A 19436-nucleotide genomic window follows, 5' to 3' on the forward strand; every position below is an offset into this window, starting at 1 on the left:
CAACCATTCATGAGGTTCGGTTCAGATCTGCGCGGCGGGGATCCTCGCGGCGAGACTCTGCGCGGCGGGGCTCTGCACGGCGGTGCGGGTCAGCCCTCGGCGAGTCCACCGCCGAGCAGCGGGCCCAGGTGGGTGCGTGCGAACGCCCGGGAGACCTCGGGGTCGTCCAGATCGATGGCGGTCGACGGCGTGAGGACGAACGAGATGACGAGGCGAACCGTGAGCTCGGCCCCGACGAGCAGTTCCTCGTAGGGGCGGGAGTCGGGGACGGTCCGCGAGATCTCGGCGGCCAGGAAGTGTGCGGCGGCGGTGATGAGCGGCGCCCCCTGCACCGTGAAGTGCGGGACGGTCGCCTCCGGCTCGGTCTCCAGCAGGCGGTTGAGCAGGTCGTGGTCGCGGAGCGTCTCGACGGTGAACGCGAAGCCCTCGGTGAGCTTGTCCTCCACCGTGGCGTGGGCGTCGATCTCCCGCTGCAGGTCGGCGAGGAACCAGGCGGCTTCGCGCAGCAGCGTCGCCTCGACCAGTTCCTGCTTGGTGGCGAAGCGCCGGTACAGCGTCATCCGCGCCAGCCCGGCCCGCCGGGTGATGTCGTTCATCGTGCACCGGGCGATCCCCACGCTCTCGAACTGTGCGGACGCCGCGTCGAGGATCTGCTCCCGGATGGGGTCGTCCATCGAGGTGCCGTCCGGGAGGCTTCGCCCGGAACGCAACATCGCCAACGGGTCGGACGCGGGGGTGTCGCTCATGTGCGCGATTGTCCCACTCCGGGCGGGGTCGTGTGCCCGTGCCTGAACTCGCGTGCGGTCATCCCCCACCAGCGCCTCGCGTACTGGCTGAACGTCGTGGCGTCGCCGAGGGCCAGCGCCGAGGCGATCTGGGCCAGCGGGATCTCCGTCGTGGTGAGCAGGCGCACTGCGATGTCGCGGCGGACCTCGTCCCGCAGGGTCGCGAAACTCGTGCCCTCCCCGGCCAGCCCGCGTTGCAGCGTGCGTGGGGAGACCGAGAGCAATCTTGCGACCCGGGGCAGCGACGAGGTGCCGGTGTCGAGGGACTGGTGCAGGACCGCGCGCGTCCGTTCGGTCATGCTCCGCCGGTCCTCGGGGATGTGCTGATCCAGGTACCGCAGGGCGAGCTGCTGGACCGCCTCGTCGCCGCCGGAGATGGTGCGGCCCAAGAGGGCGGACGGTACGCGCAGTACCGCGGCCGGGGAGGACGGCGTGACCGGCGCGCCGAAGAGCGATTCGTACCGCGCGGCGTCGGTGTTGAGCGGGTTGGGCAGGTCGACGGACACCAGGCCGTAGTCCCCGCCGAGCACACTGCGCATGGCGCGGTGAAGGAAGAGCAGGACGAGATCCACCGTCTGCGGCGGGATGAGCTGCCCGGGGTCCCGGTAGCCGAACCGCACCCCCAGGATGTCGGCCTCGTCGCGCGGATCGGGCACCACGGTGATCTCGATCGAGCGGGAGTGGAAGAACAGGTACTTGGAGGTCACCTCGAGCGCCTGCGTGGTGGTCCGGGCGTTCTTCACGGCCACGGCGACCGGGCCGAGCATGTCGAGATCCTGGTGCCCGGCGACGCGCAGTCCCAGGTCGGGGCACCGGAGCTCCGCGGCAGCGGTCTCCAGCAGGAGGGCGATCGACAGGTCCTCCACCAGGATCTCGTCACTGTCGAGCGCGCCGGCGGGGAGCCCGGACCGGCGGGCCAGGTCGTCGGGGTCGCCGCCGAGTTCGGTGACCACCTGCCGGACCCCGCGCAGGCCGGCCGATCGGATGAACGCCATGGGACCACCCTGCGGCACTTGGCGCGATCGAGCAACTTATTGGCGCATTCCGGCAAGCCTGCGGTGCCGTCAGCGGATACCGTACCGGTCATGATCAATTCCACCGAGCGTCCGGACGGCCCGGGCGCAGCGCCCGGAGACCCGCTGGACCTGCTGATCGTCGGGGCGGGCCTGTCCGGCATCGACCTGGCCCACCACGTGCACGAGGCGTTCCCCGACTGGCGATGGGAGATGCACGACGCCCATGACGACCTGGGGGGCACGTGGCACACGTTCCGCTACCCCGGCATCCGCTCGGACTCGGACATGGCGACCTTCGGGTTCCCGTTCCGGCCCTGGCCACACGCCTCGACCCTCGGCAGCGGCGCGGAGATCAAGGAGTACCTCCGCGACACGGCCCGCGAGGCCGGCGCGCTGGACCGCCTGCACCTGCGCTCGTGGGTCGCCGACGCGGACTGGCGCAGTGATCACCAGCTCTACCGGATCACCTGCGTCACCGATGACGGCGAACGCATCGTGTGGGCGCGGCGCGTGCACTTCGGCTCCGGCTACTACTCGCACGCCGAGGGGTTCCGCCCCGAGTTCCCCGGCGAGGCGGATTTCCGCGGCGAGATCATCCACCCCCAGCAGTGGCCCGCTGACCTCGACTACACCGGCCGGAAGTTCGTGGTGATCGGGTCGGGCGCGACGGCCGTGACGCTGGTGCCGGCGCTCGCCGAGCTGGGCGCGGACGTGACCATGCTCCAGCGCACCCCCAGCTATGTCGGCCCGCTGCCGGAGAAGGACCTCATCAGCGCGGTGTGGCGCCGACTGCTGCCCGCTCCGTGGAGCTACCGGGCGGCGCGCCTCAACCACGGTGCGCGGGACACGGCCCAGTTCGTCATCGCACAGCGGCTGCCCTGGCTGTTCAAGGCGGGGCTGCGGCTCATGCAGAGGCGCTACATCTCGACCGAGCAGATCGACGAGCACTTCACCCCGCCGTACCGGCCGTGGGACCAGCGTGTGTGCAAGGCCCCCGACGGGGACATCTTCCGGGCGATCCAGCGTGGTGGCGCACGGGTGGTCACCGGGCACATCGACCGGTTCACGCCGGCCGGGATCCGCCTGCGGTCGGGCGAGGAGATCGAGGCCGACGTCATCATCTCCGCCACCGGCCTGCGGCTCGAGGCGTTCGGCGGCGGCACGTTGAGCATCGACGGCGAGGCGCTGGACGTCCCGAGGTTGGCGACCTACCGCGGCATGATGCTGGCGGGAGTGCCCAACTTCAGCTTCACGGTCGGCTACATCAACTCGTCCTGGACACTGCGCGCGGATCTGGTCTCCCGGTACATGGTCAAGCTCTGGAAGGCGGGCGAGTCGGTGTACGCGCCGCGCCCTCCCGCCGGGCCCGCCGACCAGCTCCTGCTGGACTTCGACGCCGGGTACATCCAGCGTGACGGCCACAAGTTCCCCAAGCAGGGCACGACCCGCCCGTGGCGTTACGTCCAGAACTTCCTGGTGGAGATCCCCGAGCTTGCCTTCGGTGACCAGCGCCGCGAGATGGCGTTCGGGGACCGCGTGGAGCTCACCGACGCGCGCCGTGGGCGCGAGGCGGTCGGCGTCGGCCGCGACGGTGGGCAGGTCGAGGACGCACAGGATCACGAAGACGACTACGACGACGAGGTGGCCACCGCATGAGCCGATTTCTCCGACGGAAGAGTGCCGAACGGTCCGGGCGGGCGGCCGCCGACGGTGGTGGCAGGCGCGTGTTCATCACCGGTGCCGCGTCGGGGTTGGGGCTGGCGCTGGCCAGGGAGTACCTGGCACTCGGGGACGAGGTGATCCTCACGGACCTCCACGCCGAGCCCCCGCCCGCCGTGCAGGAACTGGTGGGGCGGTGGACGTACCGCCGGGTCGACGTCACCTCGGATGACGACTGGCGGGCCGCCGCGGAGGAGATCGAGTCGCTGGACATCCTCGTCAACAACGCGGGGATCGCGATCGGCGGTGCGCTCGGCTCCACCTCGATGGAGGCGTGGCAGCGGATCGTGGACATCAACCTGCTCGGGGTGGTGCGCGGATGCCGGGCGCTCGCCCCCAAGCTGGGTCGGGGTGGCCGCCTGGTCATCACCGCCTCCGCCGCCGGGCTCGTGCATGCACCCCAGATGGGCGCCTACAACGCGACCAAGGCCGCGGCGGTGGCGTTGGGGGAGACCCTGGACGCCGAGCTGCGACCCCGCGGGGTGTCGACGTCGGTGATCTGCCCGCAGTTCTTCCGGTCCGGGTTGGCGGACTCCCTGTCCGGTGAGGACGCGCAGGCGGACGAGATGGCACGCAAGCTGCTGTCGCGGACGCGGTTGACGTCGGAGATCATCGCGCGGCGATCGGTGCGTGGCATCGAGGCCCGGCGAGTGGTGATCACGCCCGACGCCCTGGCGACGTTCTTCTGGTACTCCAAGCGCTTCACCCGCGTGCCCTTCCTGGGCTCGACGCGCCTCATCGGCAGAGTCGTGGCGCGCGGTCGCTGACCTGGCCCGGGTCCGGGGACGGGCCCACTGCGGCCGAGCAGAGGATTTCGCGCAGAGCCACTCGGGCGATACAGGCGAATTCCTCTGCTCGGCCGGACAAGATCATCACCCGCTCCCCTCAGTGGTGCGCCGTGGACCTGCGTGACGACAACCAGGAGCTGATCGACCCCATGAGCCCCGCGGGCCCGGGCCCGGGCCCGCGGCCGTGGGCTGTGGGCTGTGGGCTGTGGGCCCGGGGTTCGGGTCCGTGGGCTCGGGCTCCCGTCTCAGTCGCGGGGGTAGACGAACCCGCGACGTACGTCGATCCCCACGGCCTCGCCCACCCGCGTCGGCACGGCGGTGCCCGTCGGCACGAGGACCCGCAGCTCGATGTCCCCGTGCCGGCAGATGACGGTCCGACCGCTACGGCCGTACAGCGAGGTGACGAACTCCGCGCCGATCCGGTCGGGCCCGGCCCCGACCCCCGGACCGGCCCCGACCCCCGGCCCGAATTCTGATCCGGCCGCGGTCTCGACCCCGGCGCCGGGAGTGCTCAGGGCGAGCCCTGCCGGCAGGAGGGCGAGCGTCGCCGGGCCCGTCACGGACCCGGCCGGGCCGGTCAGCGCCTCGGGGCGGAGGGTCATCCCGCCGGAGTCGGACCGGAACCCGTCACCGGAGACGGTCCCGTCGACGAGTGTGGCATCGTGCAGGAAGCCCGCGACGAACGCACTGTTCGGCGCGGCGTCGAGCTGGTCGGGCACGTCGCACTGCACCAGCCGGCCCCGGTGGAGAACGGCCACCTCGTCCCCGATCGCCAGTGCCTCACCGCGATCGTGGGTGACGTGGACCATCGTGAGGTCGTGCTCGGCGGCCAGCCGGCGGAGCATGAGTCGGAGGGACGCGCGGAGGGGTTCGTCGAGTGCGGACAGGGCCTCGTCGAGGAGCAGCACCCCCGGCCGCGCGACGATCGCCCGGGCGAGCGAGACCCGCTGCCGCTGGCCGCCGGACAGGGTGTCGGGGCGACGACGGGCGAAGTCGCCCAGTTCGACGGTCTCGAGTGCCTCCGCGACGAGTCGGCGCCGCCGGGCGGCCGGGACCTTCGCACGCCGCAGCGGGTAGGCGACGTTGTCCTCCACGCTGAGGTGCGGCCACACGGCGTGGTGCTGGAAGACCATGCCGAGACCCCGCTCCTCGGGCGGGAGGTGGATGCCGTCGCCGACCAGGGTCCTGTCGCCGACCCGGATCGTTCCCGCGGTGGGTCGTTCGAATCCGGCGATGGCGCGCAGGAAGGTGGACTTGCCGGACCCGGACGGCCCCACGAGCGCGAGGATCCGGCCGGAGTCCACCCCCACGTCGAGGTTGTCGAGGGCGACGGTCTCGCCGAAGCGGACGCCGACGCCGTGGGCGACGAGTTCAGGCACGGATACTCCTGGGTGCGGATTCGGACCCGGTGGCGGGTCGGCTGTAGCGGGCGCCGAAGGCGGCCAGGACCAGCAGGCCCACCACCATGAGGACCACGGACAGGGCGGAGGAGGCGTTGTAGTCCCCCGCCCGCTGGTACTGGAAGATCACCACGCCGAGGGTCTGGGTGCCGGGCGCGACGAGCAGGACCGAGAGCGTGAGTTCGCGGACCGCCGTCACCGCGACCATGATCATGCCGATCCCGACCGACGGCAACGCCAGGCGCACGCTGGTGTCGAGGCGGGAGCGCAGCGCCTTCGCCCCGCCGATCCGCGCGGCCTCCTCCATCGACGAGTGGATCCCCGCGAGCGGTCCGCGGACGGTCTGGACGACGATCGCCGTGAACGCCGTGACGTACGCGCCGAGGATGACCCAGCGGGTGTTGAACAGCCCGGTGTAGCGGCCGAGGATGAGCCACCCGGTGGCGATCACGAGGCCCGGCACGGCCTGCGGGAGCAGCACCGACAGGAGCATCGGCTCCCGGTCACGACCGGCCAACCGCGTGGTGAACAGCGCGACGAGCAGGCCGAGGACGCCGCAGACCACGGCGGCGCCGAGCGCGAGCACCACGGAGTTGGTCACGCCGTCGATGGTGGTCGAGGCGGTGAGCGCGCGGCGGAAGTTGTCCAGGGTCGCGGTCTCAAGGGTGAGCGGGACCCCCGGGGCGGGCAGGAGCGCCCGGACGGCCAGCCCGACGAGCGGGGCGAGGGTCACCACGACGCTGACGACCCACGCGATCACCCCGAGCGGGACGCGCGCACGGCCGAGGGCCTGGGGGTCGGCGGGACGTCCGGTGCCGCCGAACTCCACGGACCCCTTGGTGACCTGCCGGTCCAGCAGCGTGCCCAGCACGCCGAGCAGGAGCAGCACCACCCCGATCTGGGAGACGGTCTGCAGCGGTGAGGCCACGGAACCCGACTCGAGGAACCGGTAGACCATGGTGGAGAGCGTCTCGTACCCGGCCGGGAGGCCGACGATGACGGGGATGCCGAAGTCGCCGATCCCGCTGACGAAGGTCAGGGTGAACGCCGCCGCCATGGCCGGGCGGATCAGCGGCAGCGTGATGTCGACCTGCGTCCGCGACGGCCGGGCACCGGAGAGGCGGCTCGCCTCCTCCAGTTCGGCGGGGATCCTGCGCAGCGCCGCGGCCACCACGAAGTAGGCCATCGGGTAGGCGTGCAGGGTGAGGAGGAAGACCACCCCGGGCCCGCCGTAGAAGTTCCACGGGGAGAACCCCAGCACCCGGTCCACCAGGCCACCGTCGGTGAGCAGGCCGCTCCACGCGATGGCGCCGATGAACGGCGGGATGAACAGCGGGGTGAGCAGCAACAGTCGGAGCGCGCCGCGACCGGGCAGGTCGGTGCGGTCGAGCAGGAACGCCATCAGCGTGCCGATGATGACCGCCCCGATCGCCGAGAGCAGTGAGCTGACGAGACTGTTGGCGGTGGCGCGGAGCAGGCCCTGCTCGATGAGTTCAGGGAGGTGGTTCGCCCCCAGCCCCAGGGAGATGACCAGGGCCAGGGGCACGACCATGACGCCCGCGAGGGACGCCCACAGTGCCAGCCGGAGGGGGAGCGTCACCTACCGGACGGCGGCGTTGAAGGTGGCCACGGCCTCGTCCTGGGAGGCGGCGATCGCCTCGAGGTCCTGGTCGAACAGCGTGATGTCGGTGAGCGCCGGGGCGCCCCCGGGGGTTCCGGCGTCGTCACGGACGGGCAGGTAGTTCTGCTCCACCGCGATCTGCTGGCCCTTCTGGGACACGATGAAGTCGAGGAAGAGCTTGGCGGCCTCGGGGTTCGGGGCGTCGGCGAAGACCGCGCCGGGCTGGGTGATGTAGGGGACGCCCTCGCTCGGGTAGCTCACGGCGATGGGCGAGCCCTGCGCGGCGAGATCGCGGACCAGGTAGTCCACCACGATGCCGACGGGCTTGGATCCCTCGGCGACGGCCTGGGAGACGGGGCCGTTCGACTCGGCGACCTGCGGGTTGTTGGCGCCGAGCCGGTTGATCCACTCCTCGCCGAGGTCGGGCTGCAGGCTCCACGCCGCTGCGTTGAAGGCGGCCGCACCGGAGACGTCCGGGTTGGGCAGGATGATCCGGTCGAGGTACTCCGGTTCGGCCAACTCGGCCCAGGACGTGGGCGGGTCCGTGACGTCACCTGTGTTGTAGGCGATCACGGTGGGGATGATGCGGGTGCCGACGTAGAACCCGTCCGGATCGACGGCGACATCCTCGATGGCGTCGGCCTCGCTCGGCTCGAACTCCTGGAAGAGGTCCTGGTCCTTGTACTGCTCGAACGTCGGGACGTCGGCCGCGAGCAGGATGTCGGCGGCCACCGCGCCGGTGCTCCGCTCCGCCTCGATGCGGGCCTTGAGGTCGCCGGTGCCCGCACGGAAGACCTTCACCTCGATGTCCGGCTGCTCCTCGTTGAACGCGGAGATGATCTCGTCGATCTTGGCCTGGGGTTCCGAGGTGTACAGGGTGACCTCCCCGGACGCGGCCGCGGAGTCGGACGTCTCGCCGGAGCCCGTGGTGGCGGGCTCGGAACAGCCCGCCAATCCGAGGGCGCCGGCCGCGAACACCGCGACCGACGCCAGAACCGCCCGGCGACCAACAGACCTCGACACAGCGACCACTCCCAATCTAGGACCTTCGAATCGATATCCCATCCTGGCACCCGCATCGGTCGGGCTGGGGCTATCGGGGTGAATCCACGGTGAATTCGGAGCGGACGACCGACCGGATGCGTTCCGCTGTCCCGGGGTGCACGGTGGGGTCATGAGTAATTCCACTGCCATCACCGTCGAGCGCGTGATCGACCACTCGGCGGCCGAGATCTTCGAGTTCCTCTCCAACCCGGAGAACCACGCCCGTCTCGACGGGTCGGGCTTCGTCCGGGGCGACTACAAGTCCGACCGCATCCAGCAGGTCGGCGACGTCTTCTCCATGGACATGGAGGGCGAGCACATGGGCGGTGAGTACCGCATGGACAACCACGTGACCGGATTCGGCAAGGACAAGATCCTGGCGTGGCAGCCCGCGCCCGCCGGTACCGACCCCAAGGGCTGGGAGTGGGTCTGGGAGCTCGAGGCGCAGGGCCCGGACTCCACGCTGGTGCGTCACACCTACGACTGGTCCAAGGTCACGGACAAGGACGTGCTCAAGAAGGTGTCGTTCCCACTGGTGTCGGAGCAGCAGATGGAGGATTCGCTGTCCAACCTCGCCTCCGCCGTCTCCGGCTGAGCTCGGCCGTGACCGCCGGCCCGCGTCCGTAACAGCCGAAATCCACCTATCCGAGTGCGATCCACCGATGGGCCTCCGTCGGTGGATCGCACGTGGATGTGCCAATCGTGGCGGGTTGCTCCCGCCGCAGCCCCCGCCGCAGCGCGGGCTGCTCCTGCCTGTGCGCGAGGCCGGCCCCCCGCGCGCGCCGGCCCCGGCTAGTCGATCTTCCGTAGCGCCGAGCCCTTGTGCATGGCCAGGTGGCCGGTCTTGTCGCTCTCGATCTCGTACTGCGGTTCGTCCGTGCTGCAGCGCCGCATGCGCCCCTTGAACTCGACGTCCTCGGTGTGGATCTCGCGGATCACGCCGCGCACCATCCCGGCCTCGGAGTTCCACTCGACGTGGTCGCCCTTCAGGTAGTCACTCATGCGGCCAGTATGTGCGCCGGGCGGCGGGAGTGCACGGCCATCTCTCCCGCCAGCTCGAGCGGGCGAGCTCACACGGGCGAACTCACACGGGCGAACTCACACGGGCGACCTCACGCCGGCGCGGTCAGCGCGCGCAGCATCTCGTCCCAGTGGGCCAGCGGCAGCAGGTGCCCCTGGCCCTCGTAGACCGTCAGGTGAGCCGAGGCCAGATGCGCGGCGAGCCATCGCCCGTGGTCGGGTGGGGCGATCTCGTCGTCGTCGCCGTACCAGAGCAGCACCGGCGCGGCGATGTCCTCGACCCGGAAACCCCAGGGCCCCACAAACGCGACGTTGTCCCACGCGATCGCGTCGGCGCCCCGGTGCAGCGCCTCGCGGAAGTTGACGAACAGGGCGTGTCGGGCGTCGGGGTCCGCGACCACGGCCGGGTCGCTGGCCGCGAACATCCAGTCGACCCAGGGCGTCGCCTCGTCGTCGCGGACCGAGAGCATCGCGTCGAGGAAGTCGGAGTTGCCGGTGCGGAACACCTCCGCCGCCCGGGCCGGGTCGTCGGGCAGGTGCGACAGCGCGTCGAGGTCGTTCGGCGTGAGTGATTCCCGCGCGCCCGGCCTGCCCTCGTACGGCGCGAGACCACCGCAGACCCCGACCCGCAGCACCCGCCCGGGCAGCGCCGCGGCGGTGGCCAGCGCGAACGCCCCACCCCCCGACCACGCCGACACCGCGAACCGCCCGAGGCCCAGGGCGTCGGCGATCGCCTCTACATCACGTGTGACGCCGGCCAGGCTGATCGGCCCTGCGTCCGACCGGCCGTACCCGGGTCGGTCGAATCCGATCACGCGGACGCCGGCCCGTTCGGCGAGCCTAGCCCCGAAGTCCGCCTCGAGCCGTGATCCCGGCGTGCCGTGGAAGTGGATGAGCGGCGCCCCCGCGGGATCTCCGCACTCGTGCACGGCCACCGTGCGGCCGTCGATGTCCACCCGGTGTTCGGTCATGTCGACGAGCCTAGGGGTGCCTAAACATCCGGCGGGTCGACGACGACGAGGTGAGCCTTCTCACGCGACCGGTCCCGCCTGGCGTCGATCCCGCCGAACCGGTGCGGTGACCAGCAATGATCCGTCCCCGCCGTGCCCCCGTGTGCTGCTCGGCCCCGGCCCCGGACCCGCGGAGGGGGTTGCGGGGGCCCGCCGGTCGGTTCGTAGTGTCGGCCGCCACGACAGTAGATCGACGCACGACAAGAGATCGACTCACGATGCGAGACCCACAGGAGGTCACGAGGGATGCAGAAGAAGCTCGTACGAACCCTGACCGGCGCGATCATGGCCGGCGGTATCGTCGCCGGGGGCGCGTCACTGGCCGCTCCGGCGGCGAACGCGGCCCCGCCGAGCACGTGGGACCAGGTCGCGCAGTGTGAGTCCGGTGGCGACTGGCACATCAACACCGGCAACGGCTACTACGGCGGCCTGCAGTTCGCGGCCCAGACGTGGAGCGGCTACGGCGGCGGCGAGTTCGCCGCGACGGCCGACCAGGCCACGCGCGAGCAGCAGATCCAGATCGGCGAACGCGTGCTCGCGGGCCAGGGCCCGGGCGCGTGGCCGAACTGCGGCGGCCCGCTCGCCTGATCTGCGCGCGTCCGCTTGCCTGATCCGGGCGGACACGCACAGAGAGCACGCGACCGGCGTCGGGGTGATCCCCCGGCGCCGGTCGCCGTCTGTGCGAGGCCGCGAAGGGGCCCGGATGCCCCGGCGGGCGGGCCGCTATTCTCTTGAATGGTGACCACCGCCGAACGCTTCTATTCTCGCCTCGTCACCCGCGATGCCGACGCCGAGCGCGACCTCCCCGACGTCGTCCGCCGCGAGCTTCCGCGCAACGGGCTGAGGCTCGTGGCCGCCAACACGCTGCAGTCCTCGGGTGACCAGACGGTCAACGCATCGACCGTGCTGCCGTGGCTGTTCCACGTGCTCGGGGTGCCGGCGGCGCTGGTCGGTCTGCTGGTGCCGATCCGGGAGTCCGGGTCGATGCTGCCGCAGGCCTTCCTCACGCCGCTGGTGGTGCGGGTGCGCCGCCGCAAGTGGGTGTTCGTCACGGGCGCGCTGGTGCAGGCGGCATCGGTGGCGGCAATGGCCGCGATCGCCGCCCTCGGGCACGGGACGGCAGCGGGCGTCGGCATCCTGGTCGCGCTCGTGGTGTTCTCGCTGGGCCGCTGCCTGTGTTCGATCGCGTCGAAGGACGTGCAGGGCCGCACCATCCCGTCGGGGGAGCGCGGCCAGATCATCGGGTTGGCCACGTCGGCGGCGGGGTTGGTCGCGATCACGCTCGGCCTGGCCATCCGGATCCTAGGCGGCGGCGACCTCGACAGCACCGAACTGGCGTTCCTGCTGGTGGCGGGCGCGGTGCTGTGGTTGCTCTCGGCGTCGACGTACTCCCGCGTGGTCGAGCCGGCCGGCGACGGGCGCGCCCGCCGGGGAGCGAAGGACCACGGCGCGACGGAGGATCACGGCGCGACGAAGGGCCACGGCGCGGCCACTGGCGGTGCGTCGGAGGAGTCGTCGACGTGGTTCGCGGACGCGGCGCGACTGTTCCGGGACGACGCCACGTTCCGCAAGTTCGTGACCGTCCGCGGCCTGCTGCTGGTGTCCTCGCTCAGCCCGCCGTTCATCGTGTCGATGTCGGTCGCCTCGGGCACCGGGGCGCTGGCCGGGTTGGGTGGGTTCATCCTCGCCTCGGGCGTGGCGTCTCTCATCGGGGGGCGAGTCTTCGGGCGGCTGGCCGACCGATCGAGCCGACTGCTCATGGCGGGCGCAGCCACGGCCGCGTCGGCGGTGGCGGTCGCGTTGGTGCTCGCGGTCTCGATCCCGGGCTTCGACGGCGGGTCGGCACTCGGGGCCACGGTGTTCGTCGGGGCCTACTTCCTGCTCACGCTGCTGCACTCCGGCGTCCGCGTCGGCCGCAAGACCTACGTGGTGGACGTGGCCGAGGGCGATCTCCGGACCACCTACGTGGCAGTGGGCAACACGGCCATGGGGATCATCCTGCTGGTGGTGGGCGGGATCAGCTCGGCGCTCGCGGTGCTGGGCGTGCAGTGGTCGCTGATCTTCCTCGCGGTGCTCGGGGTGATCGGCGCGGTGTCGGCGGTGACGATGCCCGAGGTCTCCCGCGGCGCGGCCCGCTAGATCTCAGACGCCCGGGTCGAATCCGCCGACGTCGTAGATCAGCTTCTGCACACCGTTGGGGTACGCCTCGCTCTCGACCAACTCCAGCTTCTGCCGGGGCTTGTCGGTCTCGCTCCACATGCGCTTGCCGGCGCCGAGGACGAACGGGAACACCAGCAGGTGATAGCGGTCGATGAGCCCGGCGTCGGAGAGGTTCCGGGCCAGCGTCGCCGACCCGTGCACGAGGATCGGCGCCGGTTCGGCCTCCTTCACCGCGGCCACCTCGTCGAGCGTGCGCAGGATCGTCGTCGTCCCCCATCCCTCGACAAGGTCACTCTCGGCCAACGTCGTGGACACCACGTACTTGGGCATGGCGTTGTAGCGGGGGAACTCGTCGTCCCTCTGCGGCCACACGGCGGAGAACGCCTGGTAACTGACGCGGCCGAGCATCATCGCGCCGGCCTCGTCCTGTTCGCGGGCCTTGATCGAGTAGACGTCCTCGTCGAAGTCGACCGCGAACGTCCAGCCGGTGTTGCGGTACCCGGGCTCGCCGCCGGGGGCCTCGACGACGCCGTCGAGCGAGACGAAGGCGGTGTAGATCAATCGGCTCACGGGCGGGCTCCTCACGCGCGGGTCTGCCAGAGTACGCCCGCACGCGGGGCCTGAAAACGGTCACAATGGCGTCGAGGGCCGGCCGACCGGGGCCGGGGCGACGACGAGGAGTGCCCATGCGCCACGACCAGACCACTCTCGCGGATTTCCGGGCGAGCCTGCTCGACGGGAGCGGGAAGGACTTGTCCGACTACGCCGGGCAGGTCGTCCTGGTGGTCAACACCGCGAGCAAGTGTGGGTTCACACCCCAGTACAAGGGGCTGCAGAAGCTGTACGAGGAGTTCCGCGACGAGGGCTTCGTGGTGCTCGGGTTCCCGTGTGACCAGTTCGCGCACCAGGAGCCGGGCACCGACGAGGAGATCGGGGCGTTCTGCGAGCGCAACTTCGGCGTGGAGTTCCCGCTGTTCTCCAAGGTCGAGGTCAACGGCTCGGATGCTCACCCGCTCTACGAGTGGCTCAAGTCCGAGAAGTCCGGGGTACTCGGCGGCCGGATCAAGTGGAACTTCACCAAGTTCCTCGTGGGCCGCGACGGCCACGTGATCGACAGGTTCGGACCCAACCGGAAGCCCGAGGACCTGCGCGAGGCGGTCGAGGCGGCACTGCGGGGGTAGTGACCGAGGCCGCGCGAGTAACGATCTCAGCTGAGAACCGATTAAGCTCCATATAAGTCACTACTCACAACATATGGGGCTTCATGTCCTTCGGACTCCGCCGCGCCGCGGCTGCGACCGCCGGCGCACTCGCCGTCGCCCTGACCCTCGGGTCGGCCACCCCCGCTTTCGCCCAGACCGCCAGCATCGACCCCTCGACGCTCATCGATCCGTCGGCGCTCGGCCAGGAGGACTTCGAGGCGATCATCGACGCTGTCGGCTCCGTGCCGATCGGCTCGGCCGCCGGACTCCTCGGGTCGGTCGGTTCCGCCGACGTCCCGCTCGGCGAGGGCTCCTCGGCTCCTGTCGGCGAGCCGACGCCGGTCGACACCTCGATCACCGAGACGGAGTTCCGCGGCATCGAGCGTTACCGCGCCGACGAGGCCGGAAACGATCAGGCGTACGAATACTGAACCATCGCCTCGAAGGCCATGCAGCGTGAGATCACCGTCGAGGTCGTCCCGTCACGCGGCACGGGTGACGCCCCGGTCCTGTACATGCTCGACGGAGTCGGGGCACCGATCAGAAGCACCGGCTGGGCTCATCAGGCGTACATCGCTGATCGGATGAAGGACGAGAACGTTCACGTGGTGAACCCGGCGGGTGCCTACGCCTCGTACTACACCGACTGGGAGGAGATCGACCCGGTCTTGGGCAACAACAAGTGGGAGACGTTCCTCACCGAGGAACTGCCGGCGATCGTCGATGAGCGGCTCAACACGAATGACAAGGCAGCCGTCGGCGGCATCTCCATGGGCGCTCAGGCGGCCATGCATCTTGCGGCTACACACCCCGATGTCTACGACGCCGTGATGTCGTTCAGTGGCTTCTACTCGACCATGGACGCCCTGGGGTACCAGACCGTGCGGCTCTCCGTTGAGACTCGCGGTGGAGACGTCGAGAACATGTGGGGCCCGCACCGTAGCGCGCGGTGGGCGGAGAACGACACCATCTCTCACCCGGAGGGTCTGCGCGGCAAGGCTGTGTACTTCTCGGCCGGAAACGCCGAGATCGGTCCCGATGACGTCAAGCAGTACGGTGCCAACTACCAGGACCTGATAATCGGGTTGGTGCTGGAGATGGGCGTGTACGAGAACTCGAAGGCCTTCGAGAAGGCACTCGATCGTGCCGGGATCGAGCACAAGGTGGACTTCGCCGACACCGGCCTGCACAACTGGCCGAACTTCCTCAAGAACTTCGAGTCCGGATGGGACTACATCAAGCCCGCCTTGTACGGCGGAGACGTCGAGCCCGGAACGGGCACCCCGGGTGCATCCGGCTCAGCCGGTTCCCTGGGGACCTCCGGATCCCTGGGCTCCTCCGGGTCCACCGGTTCCTGATCGACCTTCTCGAGAAGCGGTCCTGCGCTCCCACACCGGGGCGCGGGACCGCTTCTGTATCGCTCGGCCGCACCCACCTCGGCCACACTCACAATGAGGGGACCCCGATGAACACCCGCGTCCGTCGCCGCGCAACCGTCACCGCCACCGTCCTCGCGGCCATCCTGTCCCTGGGATTCGCCGCGCCCGCCTCTGCCCAGATCGGCGGCGATATCGACACCTCGTCCCTGGGACTCGAGGAGGTGGAGCTGATCGGGCCTGCGGCCGGTTCCCTTCCGCTGGGCTCGACACTCGGGTCGCTCGGGTCGGCCGGTTCCACCAACATCCCGCTCGGCGGCACCGGGTCATACGTGGAGCTTCCCAACCCGCCGCGACCGCGCGACGACTCGATCGACTTGGTCGAGCTCCGCGCCATCACCCAGCACGGAGAGTACGAGCACTGGCTCGTCACCTCCGCCGCCATGCAGCGCGAGATCGTGCTCGAGGTGCTCCCGTCCCGCGTGACGGACAAGGGGTCGGCGCCCGTGTTGTATCTCCTCGACGGGGTCGACTCGGTCGAAGGAAACTCGGGCTGGAAGCGTGCCGGAAACATGCCCGCGCGCATGGCCGAGGAGAACGTCCACCTGGTGACACCCACGGGAGGCCCCTCCTCGTACTGGTCCGACTGGCAGAGCGAGGACGAGGTCTTCGGCTACAACAAGTGGGAGACGTTCCTCACCGAGGAGCTGCCCGGCCTCGTCGAGGCGGAACTGGCGACCCGGGGCACGAAGCACAACGGCAAGAACGGAATCGCCGGCGCGTCGATGGGTGCGCAGGCCGCAATGCACCTGGCGGCCACCTACCCGGAGCTGTACGACGGCGTCATGGCGCTCTCCGGCTACTACTCGACCACCGACGAGCTGGGCTACCAGTCGGTCCGTGGCTCGGTGGATGGGCGCGGCGGCGATTCCGCCAACATGTGGGGCCCGCGCGGAAGCGATCTGTGGAAGTACCACGACACGATCTCCCACCCGGAGGGTCTCGAGGGCACCGCGGTGTACTTCGCGACCGGGGGCACGGCGGTGTCCGAAGGGGATCTCCGGAACTACGGCGACGACTACTTCGACATGCTGCAGGGCCTGGTGCTGGAAAAGGGGGTCATCGAGGGGGCCAGGAGCTTCTCCCGCGAACTCGACCGCCACGGCATCGCGCATCGCGTGGACTACGGCGACGAGGGCCTCCACGGGTGGCAGACGTTCGTCGACTACATCACGCCCGGTTGGAACCACATCAAGCCTGCGCTGCAGAACTGAGCGACGGCGGGAATCCCCCGCGCACGCCCGTCGAGAAGACAGTTCGGCACACCCGCCTCTCGCGCGACGTGTGCGGAACTGTCTTTTCGATGGAGTCGACGGAGTCGATGTGGCGGCTGGTCAGGCCGCGGCCAGCCGAAGGCGGTCGAGGTGCCGGGCGATCGCGTCGAGCGCGCGGTCGAGCACCGGCGCCTCCGGCAGGCACACGATGCGGAAGTGGTCGGGTTCGGGCCAGTTGAAGCCGGTGCCGTGGGTGACCAGCACGTGCTCGGAGCGAAGGAGGTCCAGGGCGAACTGCTCGTCGCTGGAGATGCCGAACATCTCGAGGTCGAGGCGCGGGAAGCAGTACAGCGCGCCCCGCGGCGCCACGCAGCTCACGCCGGGGATGGCGTTGAGGCGCTCGGCGGTCCGGGCCAGCTGCCGCTCGAGTCGGCCGTCCGGGTCCACCACGTCGTGGCCCCACGGTGAGTCCTCGGCCAGGGCGACGGGGATCGCGTGCTGCGCGGGGACGCCGGGGCAGACCCGCATGTTGGACAACAGGGTCAGTCCCTCCAGTAGGTCGGTGGCGTCGGCGATCGGGCCGGTCGCGACCACCCAGCCGGCCCGGTAGCCGCACACCCTGTACGCCTTGGACAGCCCGCCGAAGGTCAGGCACAGTACGTCGTCGCCGGCCGCCCACGCGGCGTGGTGGTGGCGGGCGTCGCCGAAGAGGACCTTCTCGTAGATCTCGTCGGACAGCAGGACGAGCCCGTGGCGGCGCGCGATGTCGGCCATCCCCCGGACGGTGTCCTCGCTGTACACCGCGCCCGTGGGGTTGTTGGGGTTGATCATCACCAGGGCGGTGGTGCGTGGGGTGACCCTGGATTCGATGTCCTCCAGCGACGGGTTCCAGCCGTCGGTCTCGTCGGCGAGGTAGTGCACGGGCACGCCTCCGGTGAGGTTCACGGCGCCGGTCCAGGTGGGGTAGTCCGGGGCCGGGACCAGGATCTCGTCGCCGGGGTCGACCATGGCCTGCAGGACCAGCGTGATGAGTTCGCTCACGCCGTTGCCGAGGAAGACGTTCTCGGTCGAGACGCCACCGATCCCGTGTCGGCGGTAGTAGTCCGCCACGGCCTCGCGGGCGGTGGGGATGCCGCGGGAGTCGGAGTAGGCCTGCCCGGCGGCGAGTCCGGCCGCCACCGCGTCGACGAGCTCCGGCCGGGCGGTGAGCCCGAAGGGGTGCATGTTGCCCAGGTTGAGTCGCAGGATGTCGTGTCCCTCGGCCTCGAGGCGCATCGCCTCGGTGAGGATCGGGCCACGCACGTCGTAGCGCACGTCGCGGAGTCGTCGGGACTGGCGGTAGGTCGTCATGGGACCCATCCCACCCCGAAAGTGGCGCCCCCGGGAGGTCCATTTCGCGCAGATGCGTGAGACCACTTCGCGGTGTCGTGGCCTACGCTCACCCCATGGCCCGTACCGCACGCCCCGGATCCCTGGTGGTGGGGCGGGTGTCGGGGGCTGCGGAGCTGGCGGACGCGATCATCGACCTGGTCGCCGGCGGATCCGTGGCCGACGGCGACCGGCTGCCCTCCACGCGCGCGCTCGCCGAGCAGACCGGACTCTCCCGCGGGACCGTGGTCCGCGCCTTCGACGAACTGTCGGCGGCCGGCTTCGTCGTCTCCACCCAGGGGTCGGGGACCCGGGTCGCCGCCGGAGCCGGTCAGGCTGCACGGGCCGGGGCGCGGACGCGCGGAGTCAGCCGAACCTCGTCGTCGTCGCCACTCATGCGGCAGGGCGCCCGCACCTCGTCACCGGAGGTTTCGGCGGCGACCACTGCGTCACCCGCGCCCGCGCCCGCGCCCCCGGCGCCGGTCCCACCCGCACCGCGCCGCGGCCGGTCGCCGCGCGATCTCCGTCCCGGGATCCCCGACGCCTCCCTCATCGACGATCGTGCCTGGCGCTCGGCGGTGCGCGCCGCCGCGGCGCAGGGTCTGGCGGGCCTGAACCCGTGGGAGGAACCGAGCCCGGCGTTGCGCGTCGCGGTGGCCGATCACCTCCGCCGTCATCGGGGGATCGCCGCGGGCGACCCGCTGCTGTTCGACAGCTCGCGGTCGGCGATCGCGGCCCTGTGCGCGGCGTTCGTCGCCGGGCAGCAGGGGCGGGCCGGGGGCGGGACCGTGCGGTTCCACACCGAGGACCCCGGGTACCGCGGTGCGGTGCTCATGGCCCGCGAGCAGGGCCTGGAGGTGCGGTTTCATCCGGCGGAGCCCGGCGGCCTCGACGCGGCGCGGCTGGGGTCGGAGCCGGCAATCGTCTTCACCACGCCCGCGCACCAGTTTCCGCTCGGCCACCGCATGAGCGTGGACCGTCGGGTCGCGCTTGTGGAGTGGGCGGGGCGGACGGGGTCGCTGGTGATCGAGGACGACTACGACGGCGAGTTCCGCTACGGCGTCGCCCCCCTGCCCGCGCTGGTCAGCCTCCCCGCGGCCACCGACCACGTCGCCTACGTGGGCACCTCCTCCAAATCCGTGGCCCCGGACCTGCGCGTGGCGTGGTGCCTGCCGCCGACGGCGATGCGCCGCGAGGTCGAGCGCTGGCTCGCGGTCCACCGGCGGGGCCCGTCGACGCTCCCCGCCGAGGCGCTGGCCGCGTTCATTACCTCGGGCGCGATGGACCGGCACCTGGCGCGGGCGGCCCGCGTGTACAGCGACCGCCGTTCCCGGCTGGTGGCGGCGCTGCGCCGGGAACGCCCGGACCTCGAGGTCACGGGCGTGGAGGCGGGCCTGCACCTGTGCGTGGTGCTACCCGGATATGACGACGACGAGGTGGTGCGCGAGCTCGAGCGGGCCGGGTGGCGCACGCGGTCGCTCAGCGGGCAGTCCGCGCAGCACGCGGTGTCCGGCCTGGTGCTGAGCTACGCGCGGCTCTCCTCGCGCGACGCGGCCGACTTCGCGGTGGAGCTCCGACGGGTGCTGGAGCGGCTCGGATCGGGAGGAACGCCGACCACTCGGACCCCGACGGTGCTTGAATCCTGACGGTAGT

At 70.9% G+C, this 19436-nt stretch carries 19 protein-coding genes; 10 read left to right on the forward strand and 9 right to left on the reverse strand.

Features of this window, described 5'->3' with window-relative positions; translation table 11 throughout:
* Nucleotides 1-89 precede the first annotated feature (89 nt).
* Nucleotides 90-746: a TetR/AcrR family transcriptional regulator gene (locus G6R20_RS15465; RefSeq protein ID WP_163376899.1), complete on the reverse strand. Its 657-nt coding sequence runs from the start codon at nt 744-746 to the stop codon at nt 90-92.
* Nucleotides 743-1780, reverse strand: a complete 1038-nt coding sequence (locus G6R20_RS15470) for an AraC family transcriptional regulator (RefSeq protein ID WP_067713037.1) — start codon at nt 1778-1780, stop codon at nt 743-745. Before G6R20_RS15470 ends, G6R20_RS15465 begins: the two co-directional genes overlap by 4 nt.
* A gap of 90 nt (nt 1781-1870) precedes the next feature.
* On the opposite strand from G6R20_RS15470, the gene G6R20_RS15475 reads away from it, so the two are divergent.
* On the forward strand, nt 1871-3457 hold the full coding sequence (locus G6R20_RS15475; RefSeq protein WP_163376900.1) for an NAD(P)/FAD-dependent oxidoreductase: 1587 nt from the start codon (nt 1871-1873) through the stop codon (nt 3455-3457).
* On the forward strand, nt 3454-4287 hold the full coding sequence (locus G6R20_RS15480) for an SDR family NAD(P)-dependent oxidoreductase (RefSeq protein WP_163376901.1): 834 nt from the start codon (nt 3454-3456) through the stop codon (nt 4285-4287). The genes G6R20_RS15475 and G6R20_RS15480 overlap by 4 nt, the downstream gene beginning before the upstream one ends.
* 266 nt (nt 4288-4553) lie before the next feature.
* On the opposite strand, the gene G6R20_RS15485 is transcribed toward G6R20_RS15480, so the two are convergent.
* The 3 genes from G6R20_RS15485 to G6R20_RS15495 are packed head-to-tail and all read right to left on the reverse strand — an operon-like array spanning nt 4554 to nt 8352.
* Complete coding sequence (locus G6R20_RS15485) at nt 4554-5687, reverse strand: ABC transporter ATP-binding protein (protein ID WP_163376902.1); 1134 nt, start codon at nt 5685-5687, stop codon at nt 4554-4556.
* Entirely contained in the window at nt 5680-7260 is a 1581-nt protein-coding gene (locus G6R20_RS15490; RefSeq protein WP_163376935.1) for an iron ABC transporter permease, read from the reverse strand. The genes G6R20_RS15485 and G6R20_RS15490 overlap by 8 nt, the downstream gene beginning before the upstream one ends.
* 48 nt (nt 7261-7308) lie before the next feature.
* Nucleotides 7309-8352: an ABC transporter substrate-binding protein gene (locus G6R20_RS15495; RefSeq protein WP_240341506.1), complete on the reverse strand. Its 1044-nt coding sequence runs from the start codon at nt 8350-8352 to the stop codon at nt 7309-7311.
* 151 nt (nt 8353-8503) lie between these two features.
* Here G6R20_RS15495 and G6R20_RS15500 point away from each other — a divergent pair, with 151 nt between their 5' ends.
* Nucleotides 8504-8968 carry an SRPBCC family protein gene (locus tag G6R20_RS15500; RefSeq protein ID WP_069389847.1) on the forward strand — a complete coding sequence of 155 codons (465 nt, stop codon included), beginning with the start codon at nt 8504-8506 and terminating at the stop codon, nt 8966-8968.
* 197 nt (nt 8969-9165) lie between these two features.
* Here the strand turns inward: G6R20_RS15500 and G6R20_RS15505 are convergent, their stop codons facing one another.
* A complete protein-coding gene (locus G6R20_RS15505) occupies nt 9166-9375 on the reverse strand; it encodes a DUF2945 domain-containing protein (RefSeq protein ID WP_132063866.1) in 210 nt (69 codons plus the stop codon).
* Nucleotides 9376-9485: 110 nt separating this feature from the next.
* Nucleotides 9486-10364 (reverse strand): alpha/beta hydrolase, encoded by an 879-nt coding sequence (locus G6R20_RS15510; protein WP_163376903.1) that lies wholly within the window; start codon nt 10362-10364, stop codon nt 9486-9488.
* 285 nt (nt 10365-10649) lie between these two features.
* Between G6R20_RS15510 and G6R20_RS15515 the strand changes: the two genes are divergently transcribed.
* Entirely contained in the window at nt 10650-10991 is a 342-nt protein-coding gene (locus G6R20_RS15515) for a transglycosylase family protein (protein ID WP_163376904.1), read from the forward strand.
* A 147-nt stretch (nt 10992-11138) separates the two neighbouring features.
* Entirely contained in the window at nt 11139-12542 is a 1404-nt protein-coding gene (locus tag G6R20_RS15520; protein WP_194307301.1) for an MFS transporter, read from the forward strand.
* 3 nt (nt 12543-12545) lie between these two features.
* On the opposite strand, the gene G6R20_RS15525 is transcribed toward G6R20_RS15520, so the two are convergent.
* Nucleotides 12546-13133 carry a dihydrofolate reductase family protein gene (locus tag G6R20_RS15525; protein ID WP_163376905.1) on the reverse strand — a complete coding sequence of 196 codons (588 nt, stop codon included), beginning with the start codon at nt 13131-13133 and terminating at the stop codon, nt 12546-12548.
* Nucleotides 13134-13249: 116 nt separating this feature from the next.
* On the opposite strand from G6R20_RS15525, the gene G6R20_RS15530 reads away from it, so the two are divergent.
* The 4 genes from G6R20_RS15530 (at nt 13250) to G6R20_RS15540 (ending at nt 16415) form a co-directional block, all read left to right on the forward strand.
* Nucleotides 13250-13744: a glutathione peroxidase gene (locus G6R20_RS15530; protein WP_163376906.1), complete on the forward strand. Its 495-nt coding sequence runs from the start codon at nt 13250-13252 to the stop codon at nt 13742-13744.
* An 83-nt stretch (nt 13745-13827) separates the two neighbouring features.
* Nucleotides 13828-14196, forward strand: coding sequence for a hypothetical protein (locus G6R20_RS18870; protein WP_240341507.1), 369 nt, complete (start codon nt 13828-13830; stop codon nt 14194-14196).
* Nucleotides 14197-14214: 18 nt separating this feature from the next.
* A complete protein-coding gene (locus tag G6R20_RS15535) occupies nt 14215-15123 on the forward strand; it encodes an alpha/beta hydrolase family protein (protein ID WP_240341508.1) in 909 nt (302 codons plus the stop codon).
* Between the two features lie 107 nt (nt 15124-15230).
* A complete protein-coding gene (locus tag G6R20_RS15540; protein WP_163376907.1) occupies nt 15231-16415 on the forward strand; it encodes an alpha/beta hydrolase family protein in 1185 nt (394 codons plus the stop codon).
* A gap of 120 nt (nt 16416-16535) precedes the next feature.
* On the opposite strand, the gene G6R20_RS15545 is transcribed toward G6R20_RS15540, so the two are convergent.
* Nucleotides 16536-17765, reverse strand: coding sequence for an aminotransferase class I/II-fold pyridoxal phosphate-dependent enzyme (locus G6R20_RS15545; RefSeq protein WP_163376908.1), 1230 nt, complete (start codon nt 17763-17765; stop codon nt 16536-16538).
* Nucleotides 17766-17860: 95 nt separating this feature from the next.
* Between G6R20_RS15545 and G6R20_RS15550 the strand changes: the two genes are divergently transcribed.
* Nucleotides 17861-19429, forward strand: a complete 1569-nt coding sequence (locus G6R20_RS15550; RefSeq protein WP_163376909.1) for a PLP-dependent aminotransferase family protein — start codon at nt 17861-17863, stop codon at nt 19427-19429.
* Nucleotides 19430-19436: the final 7 nt, after the last annotated feature.

It is taken from the genome of Dietzia sp. Alg238-R159 (genome assembly GCF_900537145.1).
In the GTDB taxonomy this organism is placed as follows: Bacteria; Actinomycetota; Actinomycetes; order Mycobacteriales; family Mycobacteriaceae; genus Dietzia; species Dietzia kunjamensis.